The sequence below is a fragment of the Micromonospora aurantiaca ATCC 27029 genome, assembly GCF_000145235.1.
Taxonomy (GTDB): Bacteria; Actinomycetota; Actinomycetes; order Mycobacteriales; family Micromonosporaceae; genus Micromonospora; species Micromonospora aurantiaca.
The window spans coordinates 4,548,843-4,566,473 of sequence record NC_014391.1 but is presented as its reverse complement, the minus strand read 5'-3'; the positions used below and the strand labels follow the sequence as shown (position 1 = coordinate 4,566,473).

The window sequence follows — 17,631 nt, the reverse complement described above, 5'->3', positions numbered from 1 at the left end:
GGTCCACCTCGGTCCTCAGTCGTCGATCAACGCGACGGCGCGCGTCCAGCCGGCACCGGCGCCGGCGATGCGGATGGGGAAGCACGCGACCCGGAAGCCGTACGGCGTGGGTAGCTCGCCCAGGTTGGCCAGGCGCTCGATCTGGCAGTACTCGCGCTCGCGCCCGACCATGTGCGCCGGCCACAGCACCGACCGGTCACCGGTCCTGCGGTAGCGGTCGATGATGTCGCCGAACGGCGCGTCCAGGCTGAACGCGTCGGTGCCGATGACGCGCACCCCCAGGTCGAGCAGCAGCCGGGTGGCGGGCCCGTCGAGGCCCGCGAACCGGGTGAAGTATTCCGGGGTACCCGCCCGGGCGTCGGCACCGGTGTGCAGCAGCACGATGTCCATCGGGTCGGGACGCCGGCCGATGCGCGCGAACTCCTTCTCGATGCGGGCCACGTCGATCACGCCCGTCCCGGCGTCGGTGAGGTCGAGGACCATGCCGGGCCGGAAGAACCAGTCCAGCGGCATGCTGTCGATGTGCCTCGGCGTCCCGTCGCCGTACGTGGTACGGGAACCGTAGTGCGACGGCGCATCGACGTGTGTGCCGGTGTGACTGGTCAGCGAGAGGCGGTCGAGGGACAGGAACTCGCCGTCGGGCAGCTCGTGCGGGTCGAAGTCGACACCGAAGTGCTTGCGCATCTCGGCGCACATGTGTTCGGCGCCCTCGCGCGGGGTGAGCACTTTGTGCACCACCGGGTCGGGCTCGGCAGACGATGCGTCGATCGCTGAGGATAGGTCGATCAGCCGCACACAGCACCTCCGCGGTCGCGTCAGTCGGATGGCCTCGATGCTGCGCGCGGCGGCCGGAACGGCGGTCGAGCGTCGCTTGCGGCCGGAACCAGTGAAGTTCGATGTGTACCGGGCACCGTCGAGCGGAAGCCGAGAAAGCCGATGGAGGACTCCATGCCGCTGGACACCGATCAGACCGCGGGTGCGACCCACACGTACGCCCGGGTCCAAGACTTCTACGCCCGGCACATGCACCTGCTCGATGCCGGCGAGGCGGCCGAGTGGGCCGCCATGTTCACTCCGGACGGTGTGTTCGTCCCGCCGTCGGCGCCCGAGCCGATCCGTGGTCGCCAAGCGCTGGAGGCGGGCGTGCGCAGCGCCGCCGCGGCGCTCGCGGACAAGGGTGAACAGGTCAGGCACCTGCTGACGATGGCGGCGGTTGAGCCGCGCGCCGACGGTGTGCTCTTCGTGCGCAGCTACACGCAGGTCGTGGTGACGCCGCAGGGCGGTAAGCCGCGGTTGGACATCATGTGCGTGTGCGAGGACGAACTCGTTGCCGCGGGCGACGAGTTGCTGGTGCGGCACCGTCGGGTCACCCGCGACGACCTCCCCTGAGCGCCGTGGCCGTCGTCGTCGAGCGCGGTGCGAGCGCGGCACCGGCCGCGTGTGACAGGGTCGTCATGTGACACGACACGAGGAACGCGTCTGGCTCGTCACGGGCGCATCGCGCGGGTTGGGCCGGGCGGTGACCGAGGCGGCCCTCGAAGCCGGTGACCGGGTGGCCGGCCTGGCTCGCGACGTGACCTCCTTGGCCGCGCTCGACCGGAAGTATCCGGGCCGGCTGCTCGCCCTGCCGACCGACGTGTCCGACCGAGCGGCGGTGTTCGGCGCGGTGGATCGCGCGGTCGCCCAGCTCGGCGGCCTCGATGTCGTGTTCAACAACGCCGGCGAGCTGCTCGCCGGAATGGTCGAGGAGTACACCGAGGAGCAGGTGCATGATCACCTCGCCGTGAATTTCCTCGGCGCGCTGTGGGTGTCGCAGGCGGTGCTGCCGCGGCTGCGCGCCCGTGGCGCCGGTCACCTGTTCCAGGTGACATCGAAGGGAGCCGGTGAGGGGCGGGGCGGCTACGGTCTCTACGGCGCCGGCAAGGCCGCCCTGAAGGCCCTCAGCGAGGCCCTGGCCGACGAGAGCCGCGACTTCGGGGTCCGGGTCACGATGCTGGAACCCGGCCCGCACGCGACGACTCTCGGTAACGCCATGAAGTCGACGCCGCGCCTGGACGTGTACGACCGGACGCGGCGCCGCCTGGCAGCCGAGGCCCCGCCGCTGGGACCGGTCGCCAGCACCAGGAAGTCGGCGGCCCGGATCCTGGAGATCGCGGGACTCTCCGATCCGCCGATCCGGGAGCCCCTGGAGGCCTGACCGGCTCCAGCGTCGCTCAGCGTCACGTCGAGCGTGCGGCCGCATGGTGCGCGCATGCGAGTGCTGTTCACGCCGTTTCCGTCCAGTTCCCACGTCAACAATCAGGTGCCGCTCGCCTGGGCGCTGCGTGCCGCAGGGCACGAGGTCTGCATGGCGACCCAACCCGACGCGACCGAGGACATCCTCGGTGCAGGGCTGACCGCCGTGCCGGTTGGCGACATGCTCGACGTCGCGCAGCACGTTCGCGACGCGGAGGCCCGCGAGGAGGAACGCCCGCCCGCCGACGGCGAGGCCGGGTCGTGGCTCGACACCTTCGACATCAGCGAAACCCGCACCGAGTCGCTGACCTACGACTATCTCCACGGCACCCTGACCGCCTGGACGAACGTCGTCCTGCAGAACACCATGCCGCGCCGGGCGCTCGACGAACTCGTCGCCTTCACCGCGCACTGGCACCCCGACCTGGTGATCTGGGACCCGATGTACTTCGCCGGCGCGATTGCCGCGAAGTCGTGCGGTGCCGCGCACGCCCGCTTCCTGTTCGGCCTCGACGTCCTCGGCAACCTGCGCCGGCACTACCTCGCGGCTCTCGCGGCCCGTCCCGCGATCCTGCGCGAGGACCCTCTCGCCGAGTGGCTCGGCCGGTTCGGATCCGGGTTCACCGAGGACCTTGTGGTCGGTCAGTGGACCCTCGACCCGGTTCCGTCCTCGCTCGCGCTGGATACCGGACTGCCGCGCGTCGGTGTGCGGTACGTGCCCTACAACGGCGCCTCCGTCGTGCCGGACTGGATCGGCGAACTGGAGGCCGGCACCGCACGCGTGTGCATCACGCTGGGCATGGCGCATCGCGAGGTGTGGGGCACCGATCGGCTCTCCGTCGGCCGGATCCTCCAGGGTGTCGCGGACCTCGGCGTCGAGGTGATCGCCACCCTCGACGACGTCGAGGCCGACGGGGTGCGGGTCGTGGACTTCGTGCCGCTGGACGTGTTGCTGCCGCTGTGCTCGGCGGTCGTGTCGCACGGTGGAGCGGGATCCTTCCAGACCGCGCTGGTGCACGGCGTTCCGCAGGTCGTCGTGCCGGACATGCTGTGGGACACCGGTCTGAAGGCACGCCGTCTCGCCGGGGCCGGTGCCGGCCTGTACGCCAACGACCTGACCGGCCTGCGGGACCTGGTCGGCCGGGCGCTTCACGATCGGGGGATCGCGGCGGCGGCCCGACGCCTGCGATCGGAGGCGCTCGCCATGCCCGCGCCGAGCGAGGTCGTAGCTCTCCTCGAACGACTCACGGCAGCGAACCGGCCAACGGCAGCGGGCTGAGAGAGACACCCGCTCCAGACACGCTCGACCTCGGCTCGAGCCCGCGACTCCATCGTCGATCGTAGGAGACCGGCACCAATGAGCAGGTCCGCAAGAGCGGGGGAGTCTGCGTGAGTCAACGTCGGGTCGTCATCACCGGGATCGGCGTCGTCGCGCCCGGCGGGTTGGGAGCGAAGGCCTTCTGGGAACGCATCGTGGCGGGCACCCCGATGACCCGCCTGATCACCGCCTTCGACTCCGCCGACTTCCGGTCGCGGATCGCTGCCGAGTGTGACTTCGATCCGTTCCAGTACGGCTTCAGCGAGCACGACATCGGGCGCTTGGACCGGGCCGCCCTGTTCGCGCTCACCGCCACGCGGGAGGCGATGAGCGACAGCGGCCTCGTCGTCGACCGCGACGACGCGCACCGGGTCGGGGTGAGTCTCGGTACCGCCGTTGGCGCCACGCTGCGGTTGGAGGAGCGTTACCGCGCGGTCAGCCACGAAGGGCGCGACTGGCTCGTCGACCACCGGCTCGCCGGCCCCGACCTGTACGACTACTTCGTGCCCAGCTCGATGGCGGCCGAGGTGGCCTGGGCCGCCGGCGCGGAAGGACCCAACGCCGTCGTGTCGGCCGGGTGCACCTCCGGCATCGACGCGGTGGGACACGCCTGGGACCTCATCCGCGACGGATCGGTCGATATGATGATCGCCGGCGCCACCGACGCGCCGATCGCGCCGATCACGGTTGCCTGCTTCGACGCCATCAAGGCCACGTCCAACACCAACGACGATCCAGGCACCGCCGCGCGGCCGTTCGACCGTACGCGTAACGGGTTCGTGCTCGGCGAGGGCTCGGCGGTCCTGGTCTTGGAGGAACTGCAGAGCGCGCGCCGCCGCGACGCGCACATCTACGCCGAGATCCGCGGGTACGCCTCCCGTGGCAACGCCTTCCACATGACCGGCCTGCGGCCCGACGGGCAGGAGATGGCCGCGGCGATCCGAGCCGCCCTCGACACCGCCCGCATCCCGGCCACCGCCGTCGACTACGTCAATGCGCACGGCACCGCGACCAGACAGAACGACCGCCACGAGACCGAGGCGCTCAAGCGGGGCCTCGGCATGCACGCCTACGACGTGCCGATCAGCTCCATCAAGCCGGTCATCGGACACTCGCTCGGCGCCGTCGGAGCGATCGAGGTCGCCGCCAGCGCGATGGCGATCGAGTTCGACGTCGTGCCGCCGACGGCCAACCTCCACCACCCCGACGCGGAGCTGGACCTGGACTACGTGCCACGCGAGGCCAGGCAGCGCAAGCTTTCCACAGTGCTGACCGTGGGCAGCGGCTTCGGCGGCTTCCAAAGCGCGATGGTGCTCGCCGCGCCCGAGGCGGTGGCAGCATGAGCACCGCCGTGGTGACAGGGCTCGGCGTCGTCGCGCCCAACGGCGTCGGTGCCGGGGACTACTGGGCGGCGACCCTGCGGGGCCGCAGCGCGATCGGGAGAATCGACCTGTTCGACGTCGAGAACTACCCGAGCCGCCTCGGCGGCGTGGTCACCGGCTTCGACGCCGGGAACCACCTGCCCAGCCGGCTGCTGCCGCAGACCGATCGCATGACCAGGTTCGCGCTGGCCGCCGCGGACTGGGCGGTCGCCGACGCCGACATCGACCGGTCGGCGCTGGCCGCGACCGACCTCGGCGTGTCGACCGCGAGCGCGTCGGGCGGATTCGCGTTCGGACAGAAAGAGCTCGAGCACCTGTGCGCCGACGGACCGAGCCACGTCAGCGTCTACCAGTCGTTTGCCTGGTTCTACGCCGTCAACTCCGGCCAGATCTCGATCCGGCACGACATGCGCGGCCCGATCGGTGTACTCGTCGCCGACCAGGCCGGTGGTCTCGACGCCATCGCGCACGCCCGCCGCTCCGTCCGAAAGGGCGCGCCGCTCGTGCTCACCGGCGGGATGGACTCCGCGCTGTCCCCGTACGGGCTGGCCGCGCTGATCTCCAGCGGCATGCTGTCCACCGCCGACGACCCGCGCCATGCCTACCTTCCCTTCGACCGCAAGGCGAACGGCCACGTGCCCGGCGAGGGCGGCGCCATCCTCACCGTCGAGGACGGCGACTGTGCCCGCGAGCGTGGTGCCCACGTCTACGGCGAGATCGCCGGGTACGCCGCCACGTTCGATCCCTCACCGGGCTCGGGTCGTCCGGGCAACCTCGGGCGTGCCGTGCGGGCGGCCCTCGCCGACGCCGGGGTCGGCCCGGACGAGGTCGGCGTGGTCTTCGCCGACGCAGCCGGCGATGCGGACGCCGACCGGGCGGAGGCCGAGGTGATCGTCGACCTCTTCGGCCCGCGTGGCGTCCCGGTCACCGCGCCCAAGACGATGACCGGTCGCCTGTACTCCGGCGCCGGCCCGCTCGACGTGGCGACCGCGCTGCTCTCGCTGCGCGACAAGGTCATCCCGCCGACCGTGAACGTCGTCGCGGACTACGCCCTCGACCTGGTCGAGGCCCCCCGGCCCCTGACGGCGTCGGTTGCCCTGGTGCTGGCCCGCGGCCGGCAGGGCTTCAACAGCGCACTGGTTGTACGTGCCCCATGAAAGGAAAGCTGATGAGTCAATCCGTCCGATTGAGCGTTCCCGATCTGCTGACCATCCTGGCCACCTGCGCCGGCGAAGCGGAGCCCGTCGACGCGGCCGCCGAAGACCTCGGCGAGGTCCCGCTGGCCGACCTGGGCTACGACTCCCTCGCGTTGCTCGAAGCGTCGAGCGCCGTCGAACGGCGGTTCGGTATCTCGCTGCCCGAGGAGGAGGTGGCCGAGGTGCGGACGCTGAATCAGCTAGGCGACCTGGTCAATGACCGCCTCGCCCAGGTCCGGTGACCGGTGCCGACCCGATGCGTCTGATCGGCAGCGGTTTCCTCGCCCGGCATCTGCGGCCGCTCGCGGACGCGTACCCCGGCGTCACCGTGCTCGCTGCCGGGGTACCGAGGCACCCGCTGCCGGACGCCGAGCACGAGCGTGAGGCTCGGCTGGTGGCCGACACACTCCGGGACTGTGTGCGCGACGGCCGGCAGTTGGTGTTCTTCTCGACCGTCAGCATGTACGGCGGGCCGGGTTGCCAGGGACGCGAAGACGACCCCGTCGAGCCGGCCCTCCCGTACGGACGGCACAAGCTGGATCTGGAAGGGATGATCCGCGACTGCGGCGTTCCGTACCTGATCCTGCGCCTCGGGTACGTGCTCGGTCCCGGAGAACCGGAGTTCCGGCTCGTGCCCGCCATCATCCGGCAGCTTCGCGCCGGACGCGTCACGGTCCAACCAGGCGCCCGGCGCGACATCGTCCACGTCGAGGACTGGATGACGGTCGTCGACCGGCTGCTCGCCACCGGCGTCACCGACGAGGTCGTCAACGTGGCGTCGGGCGACTGCGCTGAGATCGCGGCCGTGATCGACGTGCTGGAGCGGCATCTCGGCGTGACGGCCGAGCGGGTGCTCCTCGACTCGACAGTGTCGCACTGCCCGTCGATCGCCAAGCTGCGCACGCTCGTACCGGAGGTGACGGCGTTGGGTTTCGGGCCGGGCTACCATCGCGTAGCCCTGGCCCGCTACCTCTCCTCCCTCCGCGCTACAGGGTGATGAGCGGGAATCCCTCGTCGTCCAGCGGCTGGCCGGGCTCGAATCCCGCCATGTGCCCGTCCTGGACGCCGGGGCGGTAGGTGGCGTCAGCATTGACGTACACGATGCCGTGGCCCATCCGACGTGCGTCGGACGTGTTGCTACCGGCCAGATGCACGGTACGGCAGTGGTGAAACGTCACGTCACCGGCGCGCAGTGGCACGGTCACCCGCGGCTGCCACGGGAACTCCGGCCAGATGTCGGTGATGTCGGCGAACTCCTCGAAACTCGTCATGTGCTCCTGCCGGTGCTCCGGCGGTCGCAGATGCGAACGGGGCACGTACGACAGGCAACCGCGCTCGACCGGGACGTCGGACAGCGCCACCCAGGCGGTCAAGGCCCGCGACAACGACGACAACGGCAGCCCGGTCTCGTCGTCGTGTACGAGCGTCGGCGCCGCCTTGTGCGGCTCCTTCGCGAGCACCTCGCTGGTGTACAGCCGCATCGGGCCATCGGCGAGCTGCAGCGCGATCGAACCGATCGCCGGGTGAAGGGCCAGTTCCCGGATCGTGTCGCTCTTGCGCCAGGCCTGCGCGACGTAGTTGACCTCGACACCGTTGACGCCGTCCCAGATCTCCATGTGGCTGTCGAGGAGCTGGGCGGCCGCCTCGGCATACCGGGCCACCTCGTCGGCGTCGAGCACGCCCGGCACGTGGACGAAGCCCTGTTCCCGGTAGCGGCGGATGGTCTCGTCAGAAATCGGATCGATCATGCTTCGCGCGCCTGTGTCTCCCATGGACTACGTCCTCCCGTCACGGTGACTGCCGCCCACAGGGTGCGGCGCGCCGCTCGAGTCCTTCGCGTCAGCCGGTAGACCCGCACCGGCCCGGCGTGCTCGCTGCCCGAGTCCGTTTCGAGCGCAGCCTGGGATCGTCCGGAGTTCCAGCCCTACGACCGGGAAGAGAGTCGGGTTCTGATGACGACACCGAACCGGGGCAGCGGCGAGCTCGACGCCCTGCTGGACCAGTTACGTGAGTACGTGACGCCGCAGCCGCCGTGGATCAGCCTGCCGCCACGAGCGTTCACCTCGCCCGAGCTGTATGAGCTGGAACTGGACCGGATCTTCCGCCGCTCGTGGATCATGGTGGCCCGGGCGGACCAGCTCGCCGGGCCCGGCGACTACCTCGCGCTGACGATCGCGGGGGAGCCGTTGCTGCTGACCCGCGACCGCACCGGCGCACTCAACGCGATGTCGCCGATCTGCCGGCACCGGATGATGCCGGTCGTCGCGGCCGGTGCCGGGCGGGCCGAGCACTTCACCTGCCCGTACCACCTGTGGCGCTACGGCCTGGACGGCCAGCTGATCGCTGCGACGCACATGCGGGGGAACCCCGCCTTCGACCCCGGCACCTGCCGGCTTCCCGGGTTCGCCGTCGAACAGTGGCAGGGTTTCGTCTTCGTCAACCTCGACAGCGGCGCACCGCCGCTGCGCACCCACCTGAGCCGCATCGGCGAGGACCTGGGTAATTACGAGCTGGGCGCCATGACGCAGGTGGGTTCGTTCGTCGAGGACTGGCACTGCAACTGGAAGGTCGCCGTCGAGAACGTCCACGAGAACTATCACGTCATGGGCTTCCACCCGGAGACGATCCAGCCGTCGACGCCGGGCGGCTCCGACACCGACGTGCGCGACGATTCACCCCTGGTGCTGCGGTTCACGGTGCCGTTCAAGGAGCCGCAGGATGTGGAGTTCCTCCGGCTGACCGAACAGGAGCGACGCCAGGTCTACAACGTCTCGGTCTTTCCCTGCACGAGTTTCGCCGCGGCCGGCGAGACGGTGATCTGGCTCAGCTTCATCCCGACCGCGATCGACCGGACCGAGGTGCGCGGCGGGATCCTGGCGCCGAGTCAGACCGTCGAGGGCACCGACGCCGAGCAGCTTCAGCAGATCCGCGAGGGGAACGAGGCCTACGCCGCGGTGATCAACGGCGAGGACCAGCGTGGCCTCGAAGAGGTGCAGCGGGCCGCCGGATCCCGTTTTGCCGGACGCGGTCACCTCAGTCCGAAGGAGCCGGCGGTGCCGGTTTTCTACCGCAAGCTCGCCGCCGCGCTGCTTGCCGAGGAGTACCGGGAACCGGCGGAGGCCGGCCCGCTAGCCGCCGTCCAGTCGTCGTTGAGCTGACGACCAGCGCCTTGGCCGACGGTAACCGGATCGACAGCAGCCGCACGAGAATGGGGATACCGGTCATGTTGAGTTGTCGGACGTGCGGTGGGGAACTGCGCGAGTTCTGTGACTTCGGCCCGCAGCCGCTGTCCAGCGGCTTTCTGGAGCCGGACTACGTCGGCGACGAGTTCTTCTTCCGCCTGGCCGTCGGAGTGTGCGGGCAGTGCTCGATGGTGCAGCTGATCGAGGAGGTTCCGCGGCACCTGATGTTCAACGGGCACTACCCGTACCTGTCGTCGGGCTCGGCCACCATGCGCAAGCACTTCGAGCAGACCGCCAAGCACTTCATCGACACCGAGCTGACCGGCGACGACGCGTTTCTGGTCGAGTTGGGCTGCAACGACGGCGTCATGCTGAAGGTCATCGCCGACGCCGGGATCCGGCACCTGGGCGTCGAGCCCTCGCAGAGCGTCGCCGCGGTCGCCCGCGCCTACGGCGTACAGGTGACCACCGAATTCTTCCAGGAGTCCTCCGCACAGCAGATCCGGGCCGCGTCCGGGCCGGCGCAGGTGATCTACGCCGCGAACACCATCTGCCACATCCCGTACCTCGACTCGATCTTCCGCGGCGTCGACGAGTTGCTGGCACCCGACGGCATCTTCGTGTTCGAGGACCCGTACCTCGCCGAGATCGTCGACCGCACCTCGTTCGATCAGATCTACGACGAGCACTTCTACTTCTTCTCGGCCGTGTCGGTGCAGGCGATGGCGGCACGGTTCGGGTTCGAACTGGTCGACGTCGAGCGGCTGCCAGTGCACGGCGGCGAAGTGCGGTACACGATCGCGCGGCGCGGCGCCCGTCCAGCCTCCGCTAGGGTCGCCGCGCTGGTGGCCGAGGAGCACGGCCGTGACCTCGCCGGGCAAGGTACGCTGAAGCAGTTCGTCGGCCGGGTGGAGCAGGCCAGGGAGGAACTGACCACGCTGCTGCGGCAGCTGAAGGCCAACGGCCAGACGGTGGTCGGCTACGGCGCGACCGCGAAGAGCGCGACGGTGACGAACTACTGCGGCATCGGACCCGACCTGATCTCCTTCATCTCCGACACGACGCCGAACAAGCAGGGCCGGCTGACCCCCGGTTCGCACATCCCGGTGCGGTCGCGGGATGCGTTCGCCGCCCCGTACCCCGACTATGCGCTGTTGTTCGCCTGGAACCACGCCGACGAGATCATCGCCAAGGAGCAGGAGTTCCGGAAGGCCGGCGGCAAGTGGATCCTGTATGTGCCGGAAGTCCGGGTGGTCTGAGCCCGGCCGTGAACCGGCCGCAGCCGACAGGGAGGCGGCCGGTTCAGGTCTGCGCGAGCCGCCGCAGCACCGGTACCAGCTCCGCCGGGGTCGAAGCGGCGAGCATCTCGTGGCGCAGGTCGCCGGCGCAGGCCCGGAACGACGGCTCGTCGAGGACGCGTCGGATCAACGCCCGCACCTCGCTCGCCGCGGACCGTCCCGCGACCCCGCACACCGCCACCCCGGCACGCTCCATGCGTTCGGCCCGCGGGCCGTTGCACCACAGCTTGTACGGCACGATGACCTGGGGTACGCCGTGGATGAGTGCGGTCTGGGAGGTGCCTGATCCGCCGTGGTGGATGATGGCGGCGCAGGTGGGCAGGAGCACGTCGAGGTTGACGAACTCGACGGTGCGGACGTTGTCCGGTATGGGGTGGCCGGGCGGGATCTGGCTGCTGCTCAGGGTGGCGATGACGTCGACGTCGAGGGTGGCGACGGCGTCGAGGAGTTCGGTGACCGCGGTCCGGTCCCCGCCGAGGGTTTCGCGGAACGAGCGGCCCAGGGTGAGACAGACCCGGGGCCGGGTCGGTGGCTCGCGTAGCCAGTCGGGGACGGTCGCGGGCCCGTTGTAGGGGGTGTAGCGCATCGGCAGGTAGTGGTGGTCGACCGGCAGCCGGAGGGAGGCCGGGACGGGGTCGATGGTGAACTGTCCGAGGACGGCTTGCTCGGTGAACGGGTGGCCGTGTCGGGCCAGGACGTCGCCGAGCCACTCCTGCAGCGGGTCGTCGCGCAGGGCCGGCACCCGCCCTCGCAGCAGCTCCAGGTGCCGCTGCCGGACATGGCCGACCAGATCCAGGCCGAACAGCAGCCGCCCGTGCGCCGCCCCACTCGCGATCGCCGCGACCGAACCGGCGAAGGTCACCGAGTCCCACACGACGAGATCCGGACGCCAGTCCCTCGCGAACGCGACGAGATCGTCGATCATCCGATCCGGGCACAGCGTCCGGAAGCCGAACATCGTCACAGCCGTCAGCTGCCTCTGCACGTACTCGTAGGTGAGGATCTCGTCGCGCAGCTCGCTGATGTCGGTCAACTCGATGTAGTCCGCCGGCGCCGGCTCGTCGTCGGGCGCCTCCTCGACCTCGCGCCGGTGCTGCTCGTCCAACTCCCGCACCTGCTCCTGCTGGTTCAGCGGCTCGCCGACCGCGACAGCGGTGAGCCCGGCGCCGGTGATCGCCTCCGTGAGATCCGGCTGGCTCGCCACCCGCACGTCGTGGCCGGCCGCACGCAACGCCCACGCCAGGGGCACCTGCGCGTGCAGGTGCGTCGGCTGGGCGAAGGTTGTGAAGAGCACCCGCATCGTCAGCCTCGGCGGGCCTGCTCCGCGTACGCCTTCGCGTGCCGCATCGTGGTGCCGCTGTTGCGCCCGAGCGCGGCGCGGATGTACGAGCGAGCGTCGGCGACCGTGGCATCCTCACCGAGAACGCCGGCGATCGCCGACTCGTTGATCACGACGGTGTGTCCGGCCACCATCTCGGTGTCGCCGTTGTGCTCGCGGAACGACCAGAACCCGGTATGCGCGCTCATCAGCTTCGGCGTCTGCAGCTGCTTGTACACGATGCGGTCCGGCGGCAGGCAGATGCGGATCGACACGGTCGTGTGCACCGATCCGTCCGCGGTGCGGGTGTCCATGGCGAGGCTCTGGACACCGCGTACGCGCTCGTCGAGGACGACCCGGGCGACGTGCGGCAACCGCTGCGGCCACAGCCCGGCCTCGTCGATGACGGTGTACGCGTCCGCGGCCCTTCCGTTGATCGACACCGCGTCCTCGAAGGACAGCAGCAGCTCGTCGTCGCGCCCCGCCGCAGCGGCCAGCGCGCTCAGTTCGGCCTCGCTGTTGCGGTCGACGGCGCGCCGAATCCAGTCGAGGTGACCTGGATCGTCGTCGACCGCCCGGTAGGTGTGCAGCAGCCGCACGACCGTCTTGTCGGGTCCGGCCGGTTCGAACCGCCACTCGCCGCTCATGGCCGCCACCGGATGAGCCGGCCGGTCCTGCCGGAACGTGATCGAGCGTGCCGCCCGGTCCAGGATCCGCCGCGAGGTCCAGTTCTTGACCTCGTCGTTCGCGGTGGCCCAGATCCGGATCCGCTCCCCGTCGCCGCTGCGCTCGATCTGTTCGGCGTGCACGGTCGGTGGGAACACCACCGGCCAGCAGCTCACGTCGGCGACGAGGTCGTAGATCACCGCTACGGGTGCGGCCACGGTCACCCGGTGATCGGTGTGCTGTTCCGACATGTCGTCGCTCCCCTCGGGTCAGTAGTTGCCGAGTCCGCCGCAGACGTTGAGCGCCTGCGCGGTGATCGGGGCGGCAGTGTCGGTGACGAGGTAGCCGACGAGGCCGGCGACCTCTTGCGGAGTGCTGTAGCGGCCGAGCGGGATCTTCGCCTGGAACCGGGCGAGCACCTCGTCCTCGGTGCTGTCCCAGACCTCGGCGTACCCCCGTCGGACCCGCTCGGCCATCGGTGTCTCCACGTACCCGGGGCAGACGGCGTTGACCGTCACGCCGGTCTTGGCCAGCTCCAACCCGAGGGCCTTGGTGAAGCCGACGACGCCGTGCTTCGACGCCGAGTACGGCGCTCCGAGCACGACACCCTGCTTGCCGCCGGTCGACGCGATGTTGATGACACGTCCCCACCCGCGCTCCAGCATGCCGCCGGTGGTGAGCACCTCGCGGGTCATCCGGAACACGCTGGTGAGGTTGGTCTCCAGCACGTCGAGCCACAGTTCGTCGGTGATCTGGGCGGTCACCCCGCCGCCGTTGCGGCCGGCGTTGTTGACGAGTACGCCGACTGGTCCGAACCGTTCGACGGCCGCGGTGACGAACGCCCGCACCTGGCCGGCGTCGCGGACGTCGCACGCCTGGCCGTCGACGTCGTGACCCTTCGCGCGCAGCTCCTTGACGGTCAGGTCGACGGCGTGGCCGTCGCGGGCGCAGATGTAGACCGCCGATCCGCGTTCGGCGAGCAACGTCGCGACCGCGTGTCCGATGCCGCTCGTCGCGCCGGTAACGACAGCGAGGCTGTCCTGCGTCAATGTTCTCTCCCGTCCTTCGTGCCGAGCCACATCGTGGCGATCGCCGCTGTCGGGGCGGTCGACGATCGGTGGACCGGCGCTGAACCCGCTGCTCCATCGGGGCTCAGGGCCGGCACGAGCCGTGACGTCCAAGGTGTCCGGCATGCGGGTGCTCTTCACGACCATCGCCGCGCCGACGCACCTGCACGCGCAGGTGCCCCTGGCGTGGGCATTGCGTGCGGCCGGCCACGACGTGCGGGTGGCGAGCCAGCCGGATCTCACGGAGGCGATCACCGGCGCCGGGCTCACAGCCGTCGCGGTCGGGCCGCCGCTCGGCGCGGACCGGTGGTCACAGGACGTCGTGGAAGAGGTGGCCGAGCGGTGGGAGTTCACCGGCGACGAGCTGTGGGGCCCGGGCGGCCGGATGCGCTGGGAGCTGTTCGACCTGTGCGAGCTGCGCCGGCAGCGGCTCACGTACGACTACGTCCAGTCCGTGCTGACCGCCTGGACGTCGCTGGACCACCAACTGTCCTGCTCCGCCGGGATGATCGATGATCTGGTTGCGTTCACCCAGGACTGGCGTCCGGATCTCGTCGTCCGCGACCCGGTGACCTTCGCCGGTTCGGTCGCGGCGATCGCCAGCGGCGCCGCCCATGCGCGGCTGCTGTTCGGTCTCGACGTCTTCGGGCACATGCGGTCGACCTACCTCGAACTGCTGCGAGGGCGGGTGCCGGCCCTGCGCGACGACCCGCTGCAGGAGTGGCTCGGCGACGTCCTGGCCCGACACGGCCACCCGTTCACCGAGCAAGCCGTCCTCGGACAGTTCACCATCGACCCCGTCCCGGCCTCCCTCCGGCTGCCGGTCGACCACCACTACCTGCCGATGCGCTACACCCCCTACAACGGGCCCGCGACCGTCCCCGACTGGCTACGCGAGCCACCGACCCGGCCCCGGGTCTGTCTCACCCTGGGCCGCTCGTTCCGCGAAACCCTCGGCGGGGACCGGACCGCGGTCACCGAACTCCTCGACGCCGTCGCCACCCTCGACGTCGACGTCATCGCCACCCTGAGCAACAGCCAGATCCCGCCCGGCCACCCCATACCGGACAACGTCCGCACCGTCGAGTTCGTCAACCTCGACGTGCTCCTGCCCACCTGCGCCGCCATCATCCACCACGGCGGATCAGGCACCTCCCAGACCGCACTCATCCACGGCGTACCCCAGGTCATCGTGCCGGCGGTGTTGCTCGACAACCACCTGAAGTCGTGGCGGGTGGCGGAGGCGGGAGCGGCACTGTGCGGCAGCGCCGAGAAGTGCACGGCGCGGGAGCTGCGCGCACTGCTGTCGAGAGTGCTCGAGGAGTCGTCTTTCGCGGCCGCGGCCGCCCGGCTGCGGGTCGAGATGCTCGCCGCGCCGGCACCGGCCGAACTGGTGCCGGCGCTGCGGCGCCTCACCCGCGCTCTGCGGTGAGCTTCTCCAGCATTGGAACCACGTCGTTCGGCGAGGGCATCGCACTCATGGCCTCGCGCAGCTGTCCGGCCCGGTGCCGAAACGAGCCCTCGTCGAGGATTCGGGCCAGGAGGCCGCGCAGCCTCGCCGGGGTGAGGTCGGAGGAGTGCAGGGCCAGTCCCGCACCGAGCGCCTCGGTGCGCTGGGCCCGGTAGACCGCGTCCCACATGTATCCGAGCGACAACTGCGGTACGCCCAGCGCTGCAGCAGTCGCCCAGGTGCCCAGGCCCCCGTGGTGCAGGACGGCGGCGCACGTCGGCAGCAGAACGTCGAGCGGCACGTGTTCGACCAGCCGGACGTTGTCCGGCACGTCCGGCACGAGGGCCTGCTCCTCGGCGGAGAGCGTGGCGACCACCTCGACGTTGAGCTCCGCGACGACCTCGAAGAGGTCCTCGATGGCGATCATGTTCGACCAGTTGCTGGTACGGGCGGTCATGCCGAGCGTCACGCACAGACGCGGCCTGCCGGGCGGCTCGCGCAACCAGTCCGGCACGATCGACGGCACCTGGCCGTTGTAGGGGATGTAGCGTATCGGCACGGTCGGCTGCCGGGTGTCGATCCGAATGCCCTCGGGCATCGGGTCGATGGACCACTGCCCGGTGACGATCTCCTCGTCGAAGCCGTGACCGTAGCGCGCAAGGGTCGAGTCGAGCCAGGACGCGAGCACGTCGTCGCGCCGCCCGGCAGGTAGCCGGTCGAGCATGGACAGGTGTCGCTCACGGGTGCTGAGAAACATGTCCGGCATCGTCAACAGCCGGGCGTGCGCCGCGCCGGTGACCCGGGCGGCGACCGCACCCGCGAACGTGAACGGCTCCCACAGCACCAGGTCCGGCTGCCAGCCGTAGGCCAGGTCTACGACGTCGTCGATCATCGAGTCGCTGTTCACCTTGGAGTAGAACAGCGCAGTCATCACGGTCTCGTGGCCCCTGAGGAACTCCAGGCCCAGCCTGTCGTGGCGCTTTTCCAGGTAGTCGCGGTCGTCGTGCAGCGCGAGGATGTCAGCGCCGACCTTGGCGAGCATCTGATCGTGGGCGTGGTCGACGCCGACCGGCGCCGCGGTGAGTCCGGCACGCACGACGGCCTCGATGAGCGCCGGCTGTCCGGCGACGAGAACCTGGTGCCCGGCGGTGCGCAGGGCCCAGGCGAGGGGCACGCATCCGCTGAAGTGGCTGTCGACGGCAAAGCAGGTGATGAGTACTCGCATGTCCGCGCCTCCTCTCGCTCACGCAACGACGGGCCGCGACAGCGGGCTGCCGGTCACGGGGGACCGCAGCCGCCGGTAGCCCTCGCCGGCGGCACGCAACGTGGGCAGGTGTGCCGCGAGGGCGGACACGGCGACGGTGGCGTGCCGGCGTACCGTCTCGGCGACGACGCCGGCCGGCATCGCAGGGTGCGCCCAGAGGATCTCGGCAGCCGGCTCGCGTCCCGGATCGAAGTGGTCCGGGTCGGCGAACGCGGCGGGGTCGCGATTGGCAGCTTCGAGCAGGACCACGACCTCGCTGCCCGCCGTGATCGCGGTGCCGTCCAGATCGAGGTCGGTGCGGGCGACGAGGCGTTGCAGCCGGACGGGCGGCGCGAAGCGCAGGGTTTCGCGTACCGCGGCGGCAGCGAGACCCGGATCCGTCGCCACGGCTGTCCACCGCCCAGGCTCGGCGAGCAGCGCGCTCATGGTGTTGGCGATCAGCGTCGCCGTAAGGTCGGCGCCGACGGCACAGTGGAGCAGCGCCACCGGCAGGACGCTGTCCGGCTCGGTGCGCGTCAGCTCGCCGAGCAGGTCGTCACCGGCGCCGGTCGGCAGCGAGACGAGCAGTTCCCGCAGCCCGGCGATCGAGTCGAGCAGCAGCCGGGCGGTGTCCAACCGCGGCGGGCACAGCGTGGCGTCGAGGGCGGTCGCGGCGCCCGCACACAGCCGCGCGAACTCCTCCTGGTGCGCTGCCGGCACGCCGAGCAGGACAGAGGTGGCCATGGTGGCGACGGGCACCGCGTAGTCCGAGGTCAGGTCGAACGTGCCGTTGAGGCCGGCGGCCAGCCGGTCGATCCGGACGGTGATCTCCGTGTGTGCCTTTTTCAGGCGTGGTGCGGCGAGTGCGGCCGCGACGCTTCGCCCGAAGCGTTCGCAGTCCGTCCGGTCGAGTTGGAGCCCCACGTCGTCGAGGGGCAGCACGTCGTCGAGGGTCGGCATGGCCCACGACGGTGCGCTGTCGGTGGGCGGCGGTTTGCGCAGCCCGAGCCGCTCGTCGCGGAGGAGCCGGACGGCCAAGGCGTGCGTCGCGGTGACCCAGGCCTCGGCACTGCTCCAGGTCAGCGCACCGTTCGCGCGTACGCGCCGGCCGAGTTCGTGGGGGTCGTCGCTCTCTGCCCGGAGCAGGAGGGCGTAGGGGTCCTGCCGGGCCCCGTACACCCACTGGAAGCCGCGCAGTGTCATGAGGGTCGAGCCGAGGGCGTCGTCTGTGCTGGTCGCCGTCATGCGGACAAGCTAGGAACGCGCGCTCGTGGTG

General features: G+C 70.5%; 17 protein-coding genes. 10 read left to right on the top strand and 7 right to left on the bottom strand.

The features are described from left to right. Positions 1 to 15 precede the first annotated feature (15 nt). Complete coding sequence (locus tag MICAU_RS20000) at positions 16 to 795, bottom strand: cyclase family protein (protein ID WP_013287170.1); 780 nt, start codon at positions 793 to 795, stop codon at positions 16 to 18. Positions 796 to 948: 153 nt separating this feature from the next. Here MICAU_RS20000 and MICAU_RS19995 point away from each other — a divergent pair, with 153 nt between their 5' ends. The 7 genes from MICAU_RS19995 to MICAU_RS19965 all read left to right on the top strand — a co-directional run bounded on the left by MICAU_RS19995 (position 949) and on the right by MICAU_RS19965 (position 7,128). After that, on the top strand, positions 949 to 1,389 hold the full coding sequence (locus MICAU_RS19995; protein ID WP_013287169.1) for a nuclear transport factor 2 family protein: 441 nt from the start codon (positions 949 to 951) through the stop codon (positions 1,387 to 1,389). 67 nt (positions 1,390 to 1,456) lie between these two features. Then, positions 1,457 to 2,197 (top strand): SDR family NAD(P)-dependent oxidoreductase, encoded by a 741-nt coding sequence (locus MICAU_RS19990; RefSeq protein WP_013287168.1) that lies wholly within the window; start codon positions 1,457 to 1,459, stop codon positions 2,195 to 2,197. A 54-nt stretch (positions 2,198 to 2,251) separates the two neighbouring features. Further along, on the top strand, positions 2,252 to 3,514 hold the full coding sequence (locus tag MICAU_RS19985; protein WP_013287167.1) for an activator-dependent family glycosyltransferase: 1,263 nt from the start codon (positions 2,252 to 2,254) through the stop codon (positions 3,512 to 3,514). 110 nt (positions 3,515 to 3,624) lie between these two features. Continuing rightward, entirely contained in the window at positions 3,625 to 4,896 is a 1,272-nt protein-coding gene (locus MICAU_RS19980) for a beta-ketoacyl-[acyl-carrier-protein] synthase family protein (protein WP_013287166.1), read from the top strand. Next, entirely contained in the window at positions 4,893 to 6,092 is a 1,200-nt protein-coding gene (locus MICAU_RS19975) for a ketosynthase chain-length factor (RefSeq protein ID WP_013287165.1), read from the top strand. The genes MICAU_RS19980 and MICAU_RS19975 overlap by 4 nt, the downstream gene beginning before the upstream one ends. Next, positions 6,089 to 6,373 (top strand): acyl carrier protein, encoded by a 285-nt coding sequence (locus MICAU_RS19970; protein WP_240638514.1) that lies wholly within the window; start codon positions 6,089 to 6,091, stop codon positions 6,371 to 6,373. The genes MICAU_RS19975 and MICAU_RS19970 overlap by 4 nt, the downstream gene beginning before the upstream one ends. Before the next feature lie 14 nt (positions 6,374 to 6,387). Beyond that, the gene (locus tag MICAU_RS19965) at positions 6,388 to 7,128 is read left to right on the top strand and encodes an NAD-dependent epimerase/dehydratase family protein (protein ID WP_030275177.1); all 741 of its coding nucleotides are present in this window, start codon (positions 6,388 to 6,390) and stop codon (positions 7,126 to 7,128) included. Here MICAU_RS19965 and MICAU_RS19960 read toward each other — a convergent pair. After that, on the bottom strand, positions 7,118 to 7,879 hold the full coding sequence (locus MICAU_RS19960) for a phytanoyl-CoA dioxygenase family protein (RefSeq protein ID WP_232236803.1): 762 nt from the start codon (positions 7,877 to 7,879) through the stop codon (positions 7,118 to 7,120). The two genes, MICAU_RS19965 and MICAU_RS19960, sit on opposite strands and share 11 nt — an antisense overlap. Positions 7,880 to 8,083: 204 nt before the next feature. Here MICAU_RS19960 and MICAU_RS19955 point away from each other — a divergent pair, with 204 nt between their 5' ends. Next, on the top strand, positions 8,084 to 9,289 hold the full coding sequence (locus MICAU_RS19955) for an aromatic ring-hydroxylating oxygenase subunit alpha (RefSeq protein ID WP_013287161.1): 1,206 nt from the start codon (positions 8,084 to 8,086) through the stop codon (positions 9,287 to 9,289). A 65-nt stretch (positions 9,290 to 9,354) separates the two neighbouring features. Next, a complete protein-coding gene (locus MICAU_RS19950) occupies positions 9,355 to 10,572 on the top strand; it encodes a class I SAM-dependent methyltransferase (protein WP_013287160.1) in 1,218 nt (405 codons plus the stop codon). A gap of 43 nt (positions 10,573 to 10,615) precedes the next feature. Here MICAU_RS19950 and MICAU_RS19945 read toward each other — a convergent pair whose 3' ends face one another. Genes MICAU_RS19945 through MICAU_RS19935 form a run of 3 tightly spaced genes read right to left on the bottom strand, consistent with a single transcriptional unit; the run spans position 10,616 to position 13,674 of the window. Then, positions 10,616 to 11,911, bottom strand: a complete 1,296-nt coding sequence (locus MICAU_RS19945; RefSeq protein WP_013287159.1) for an activator-dependent family glycosyltransferase — start codon at positions 11,909 to 11,911, stop codon at positions 10,616 to 10,618. Positions 11,912 to 11,913: 2 nt separating this feature from the next. Continuing rightward, positions 11,914 to 12,846: an aromatase/cyclase gene (locus tag MICAU_RS19940; protein WP_013287158.1), complete on the bottom strand. Its 933-nt coding sequence runs from the start codon at positions 12,844 to 12,846 to the stop codon at positions 11,914 to 11,916. A gap of 18 nt (positions 12,847 to 12,864) precedes the next feature. Further along, positions 12,865 to 13,674 carry an SDR family NAD(P)-dependent oxidoreductase gene (locus MICAU_RS19935; RefSeq protein ID WP_425311433.1) on the bottom strand — a complete coding sequence of 270 codons (810 nt, stop codon included), beginning with the start codon at positions 13,672 to 13,674 and terminating at the stop codon, positions 12,865 to 12,867. A gap of 112 nt (positions 13,675 to 13,786) precedes the next feature. On the opposite strand from MICAU_RS19935, the gene MICAU_RS19930 reads away from it, so the two are divergent. Continuing rightward, entirely contained in the window at positions 13,787 to 15,094 is a 1,308-nt protein-coding gene (locus tag MICAU_RS19930; RefSeq protein ID WP_013287156.1) for an activator-dependent family glycosyltransferase, read from the top strand. Here MICAU_RS19930 and MICAU_RS19925 read toward each other — a convergent pair. Beyond that, positions 15,075 to 16,337 (bottom strand): activator-dependent family glycosyltransferase, encoded by a 1,263-nt coding sequence (locus tag MICAU_RS19925; protein WP_013287155.1) that lies wholly within the window; start codon positions 16,335 to 16,337, stop codon positions 15,075 to 15,077. The two genes, MICAU_RS19930 and MICAU_RS19925, sit on opposite strands and share 20 nt — an antisense overlap. Positions 16,338 to 16,355: 18 nt before the next feature. Beyond that, on the bottom strand, positions 16,356 to 17,600 hold the full coding sequence (locus tag MICAU_RS19920) for a cytochrome P450 family protein (RefSeq protein ID WP_013287154.1): 1,245 nt from the start codon (positions 17,598 to 17,600) through the stop codon (positions 16,356 to 16,358). Between the last annotated feature and the right edge of the window lie 31 nt (positions 17,601 to 17,631).

What these genes read in the sequence shown, in the direction of transcription:
- MICAU_RS19920 (WP_013287154.1), bottom strand. Translation starts at nt 17,600, where the DNA reads ATGACGGCGACCAGCACAGACGACGCCCTCGGCTCGACCCTCATGACA.
- MICAU_RS19930 (WP_013287156.1), top strand. Translation starts at nt 13,787, where the DNA reads ATGCGGGTGCTCTTCACGACCATCGCCGCGCCGACGCACCTGCACGCG.
- MICAU_RS19975 (WP_013287165.1), top strand. Translation starts at nt 4,893, where the DNA reads ATGAGCACCGCCGTGGTGACAGGGCTCGGCGTCGTCGCGCCCAACGGC.
- MICAU_RS19985 (WP_013287167.1), top strand. Translation starts at nt 2,252, where the DNA reads ATGCGAGTGCTGTTCACGCCGTTTCCGTCCAGTTCCCACGTCAACAAT.
- MICAU_RS19995 (WP_013287169.1), top strand. Translation starts at nt 949, where the DNA reads ATGCCGCTGGACACCGATCAGACCGCGGGTGCGACCCACACGTACGCC.
- MICAU_RS19950 (WP_013287160.1), top strand. Translation starts at nt 9,355, where the DNA reads ATGTTGAGTTGTCGGACGTGCGGTGGGGAACTGCGCGAGTTCTGTGAC.
- MICAU_RS19965 (WP_030275177.1), top strand. Translation starts at nt 6,388, where the DNA reads ATGCGTCTGATCGGCAGCGGTTTCCTCGCCCGGCATCTGCGGCCGCTC.
- MICAU_RS19940 (WP_013287158.1), bottom strand. Translation starts at nt 12,846, where the DNA reads ATGTCGGAACAGCACACCGATCACCGGGTGACCGTGGCCGCACCCGTA.
- MICAU_RS19960 (WP_232236803.1), bottom strand. Translation starts at nt 7,879, where the DNA reads ATGATCGATCCGATTTCTGACGAGACCATCCGCCGCTACCGGGAACAG.
- MICAU_RS19970 (WP_240638514.1), top strand. Translation starts at nt 6,089, where the DNA reads ATGAAAGGAAAGCTGATGAGTCAATCCGTCCGATTGAGCGTTCCCGAT.
- MICAU_RS19955 (WP_013287161.1), top strand. Translation starts at nt 8,084, where the DNA reads ATGACGACACCGAACCGGGGCAGCGGCGAGCTCGACGCCCTGCTGGAC.
- MICAU_RS19925 (WP_013287155.1), bottom strand. Translation starts at nt 16,337, where the DNA reads ATGCGAGTACTCATCACCTGCTTTGCCGTCGACAGCCACTTCAGCGGA.
- MICAU_RS19945 (WP_013287159.1), bottom strand. Translation starts at nt 11,911, where the DNA reads ATGCGGGTGCTCTTCACAACCTTCGCCCAGCCGACGCACCTGCACGCG.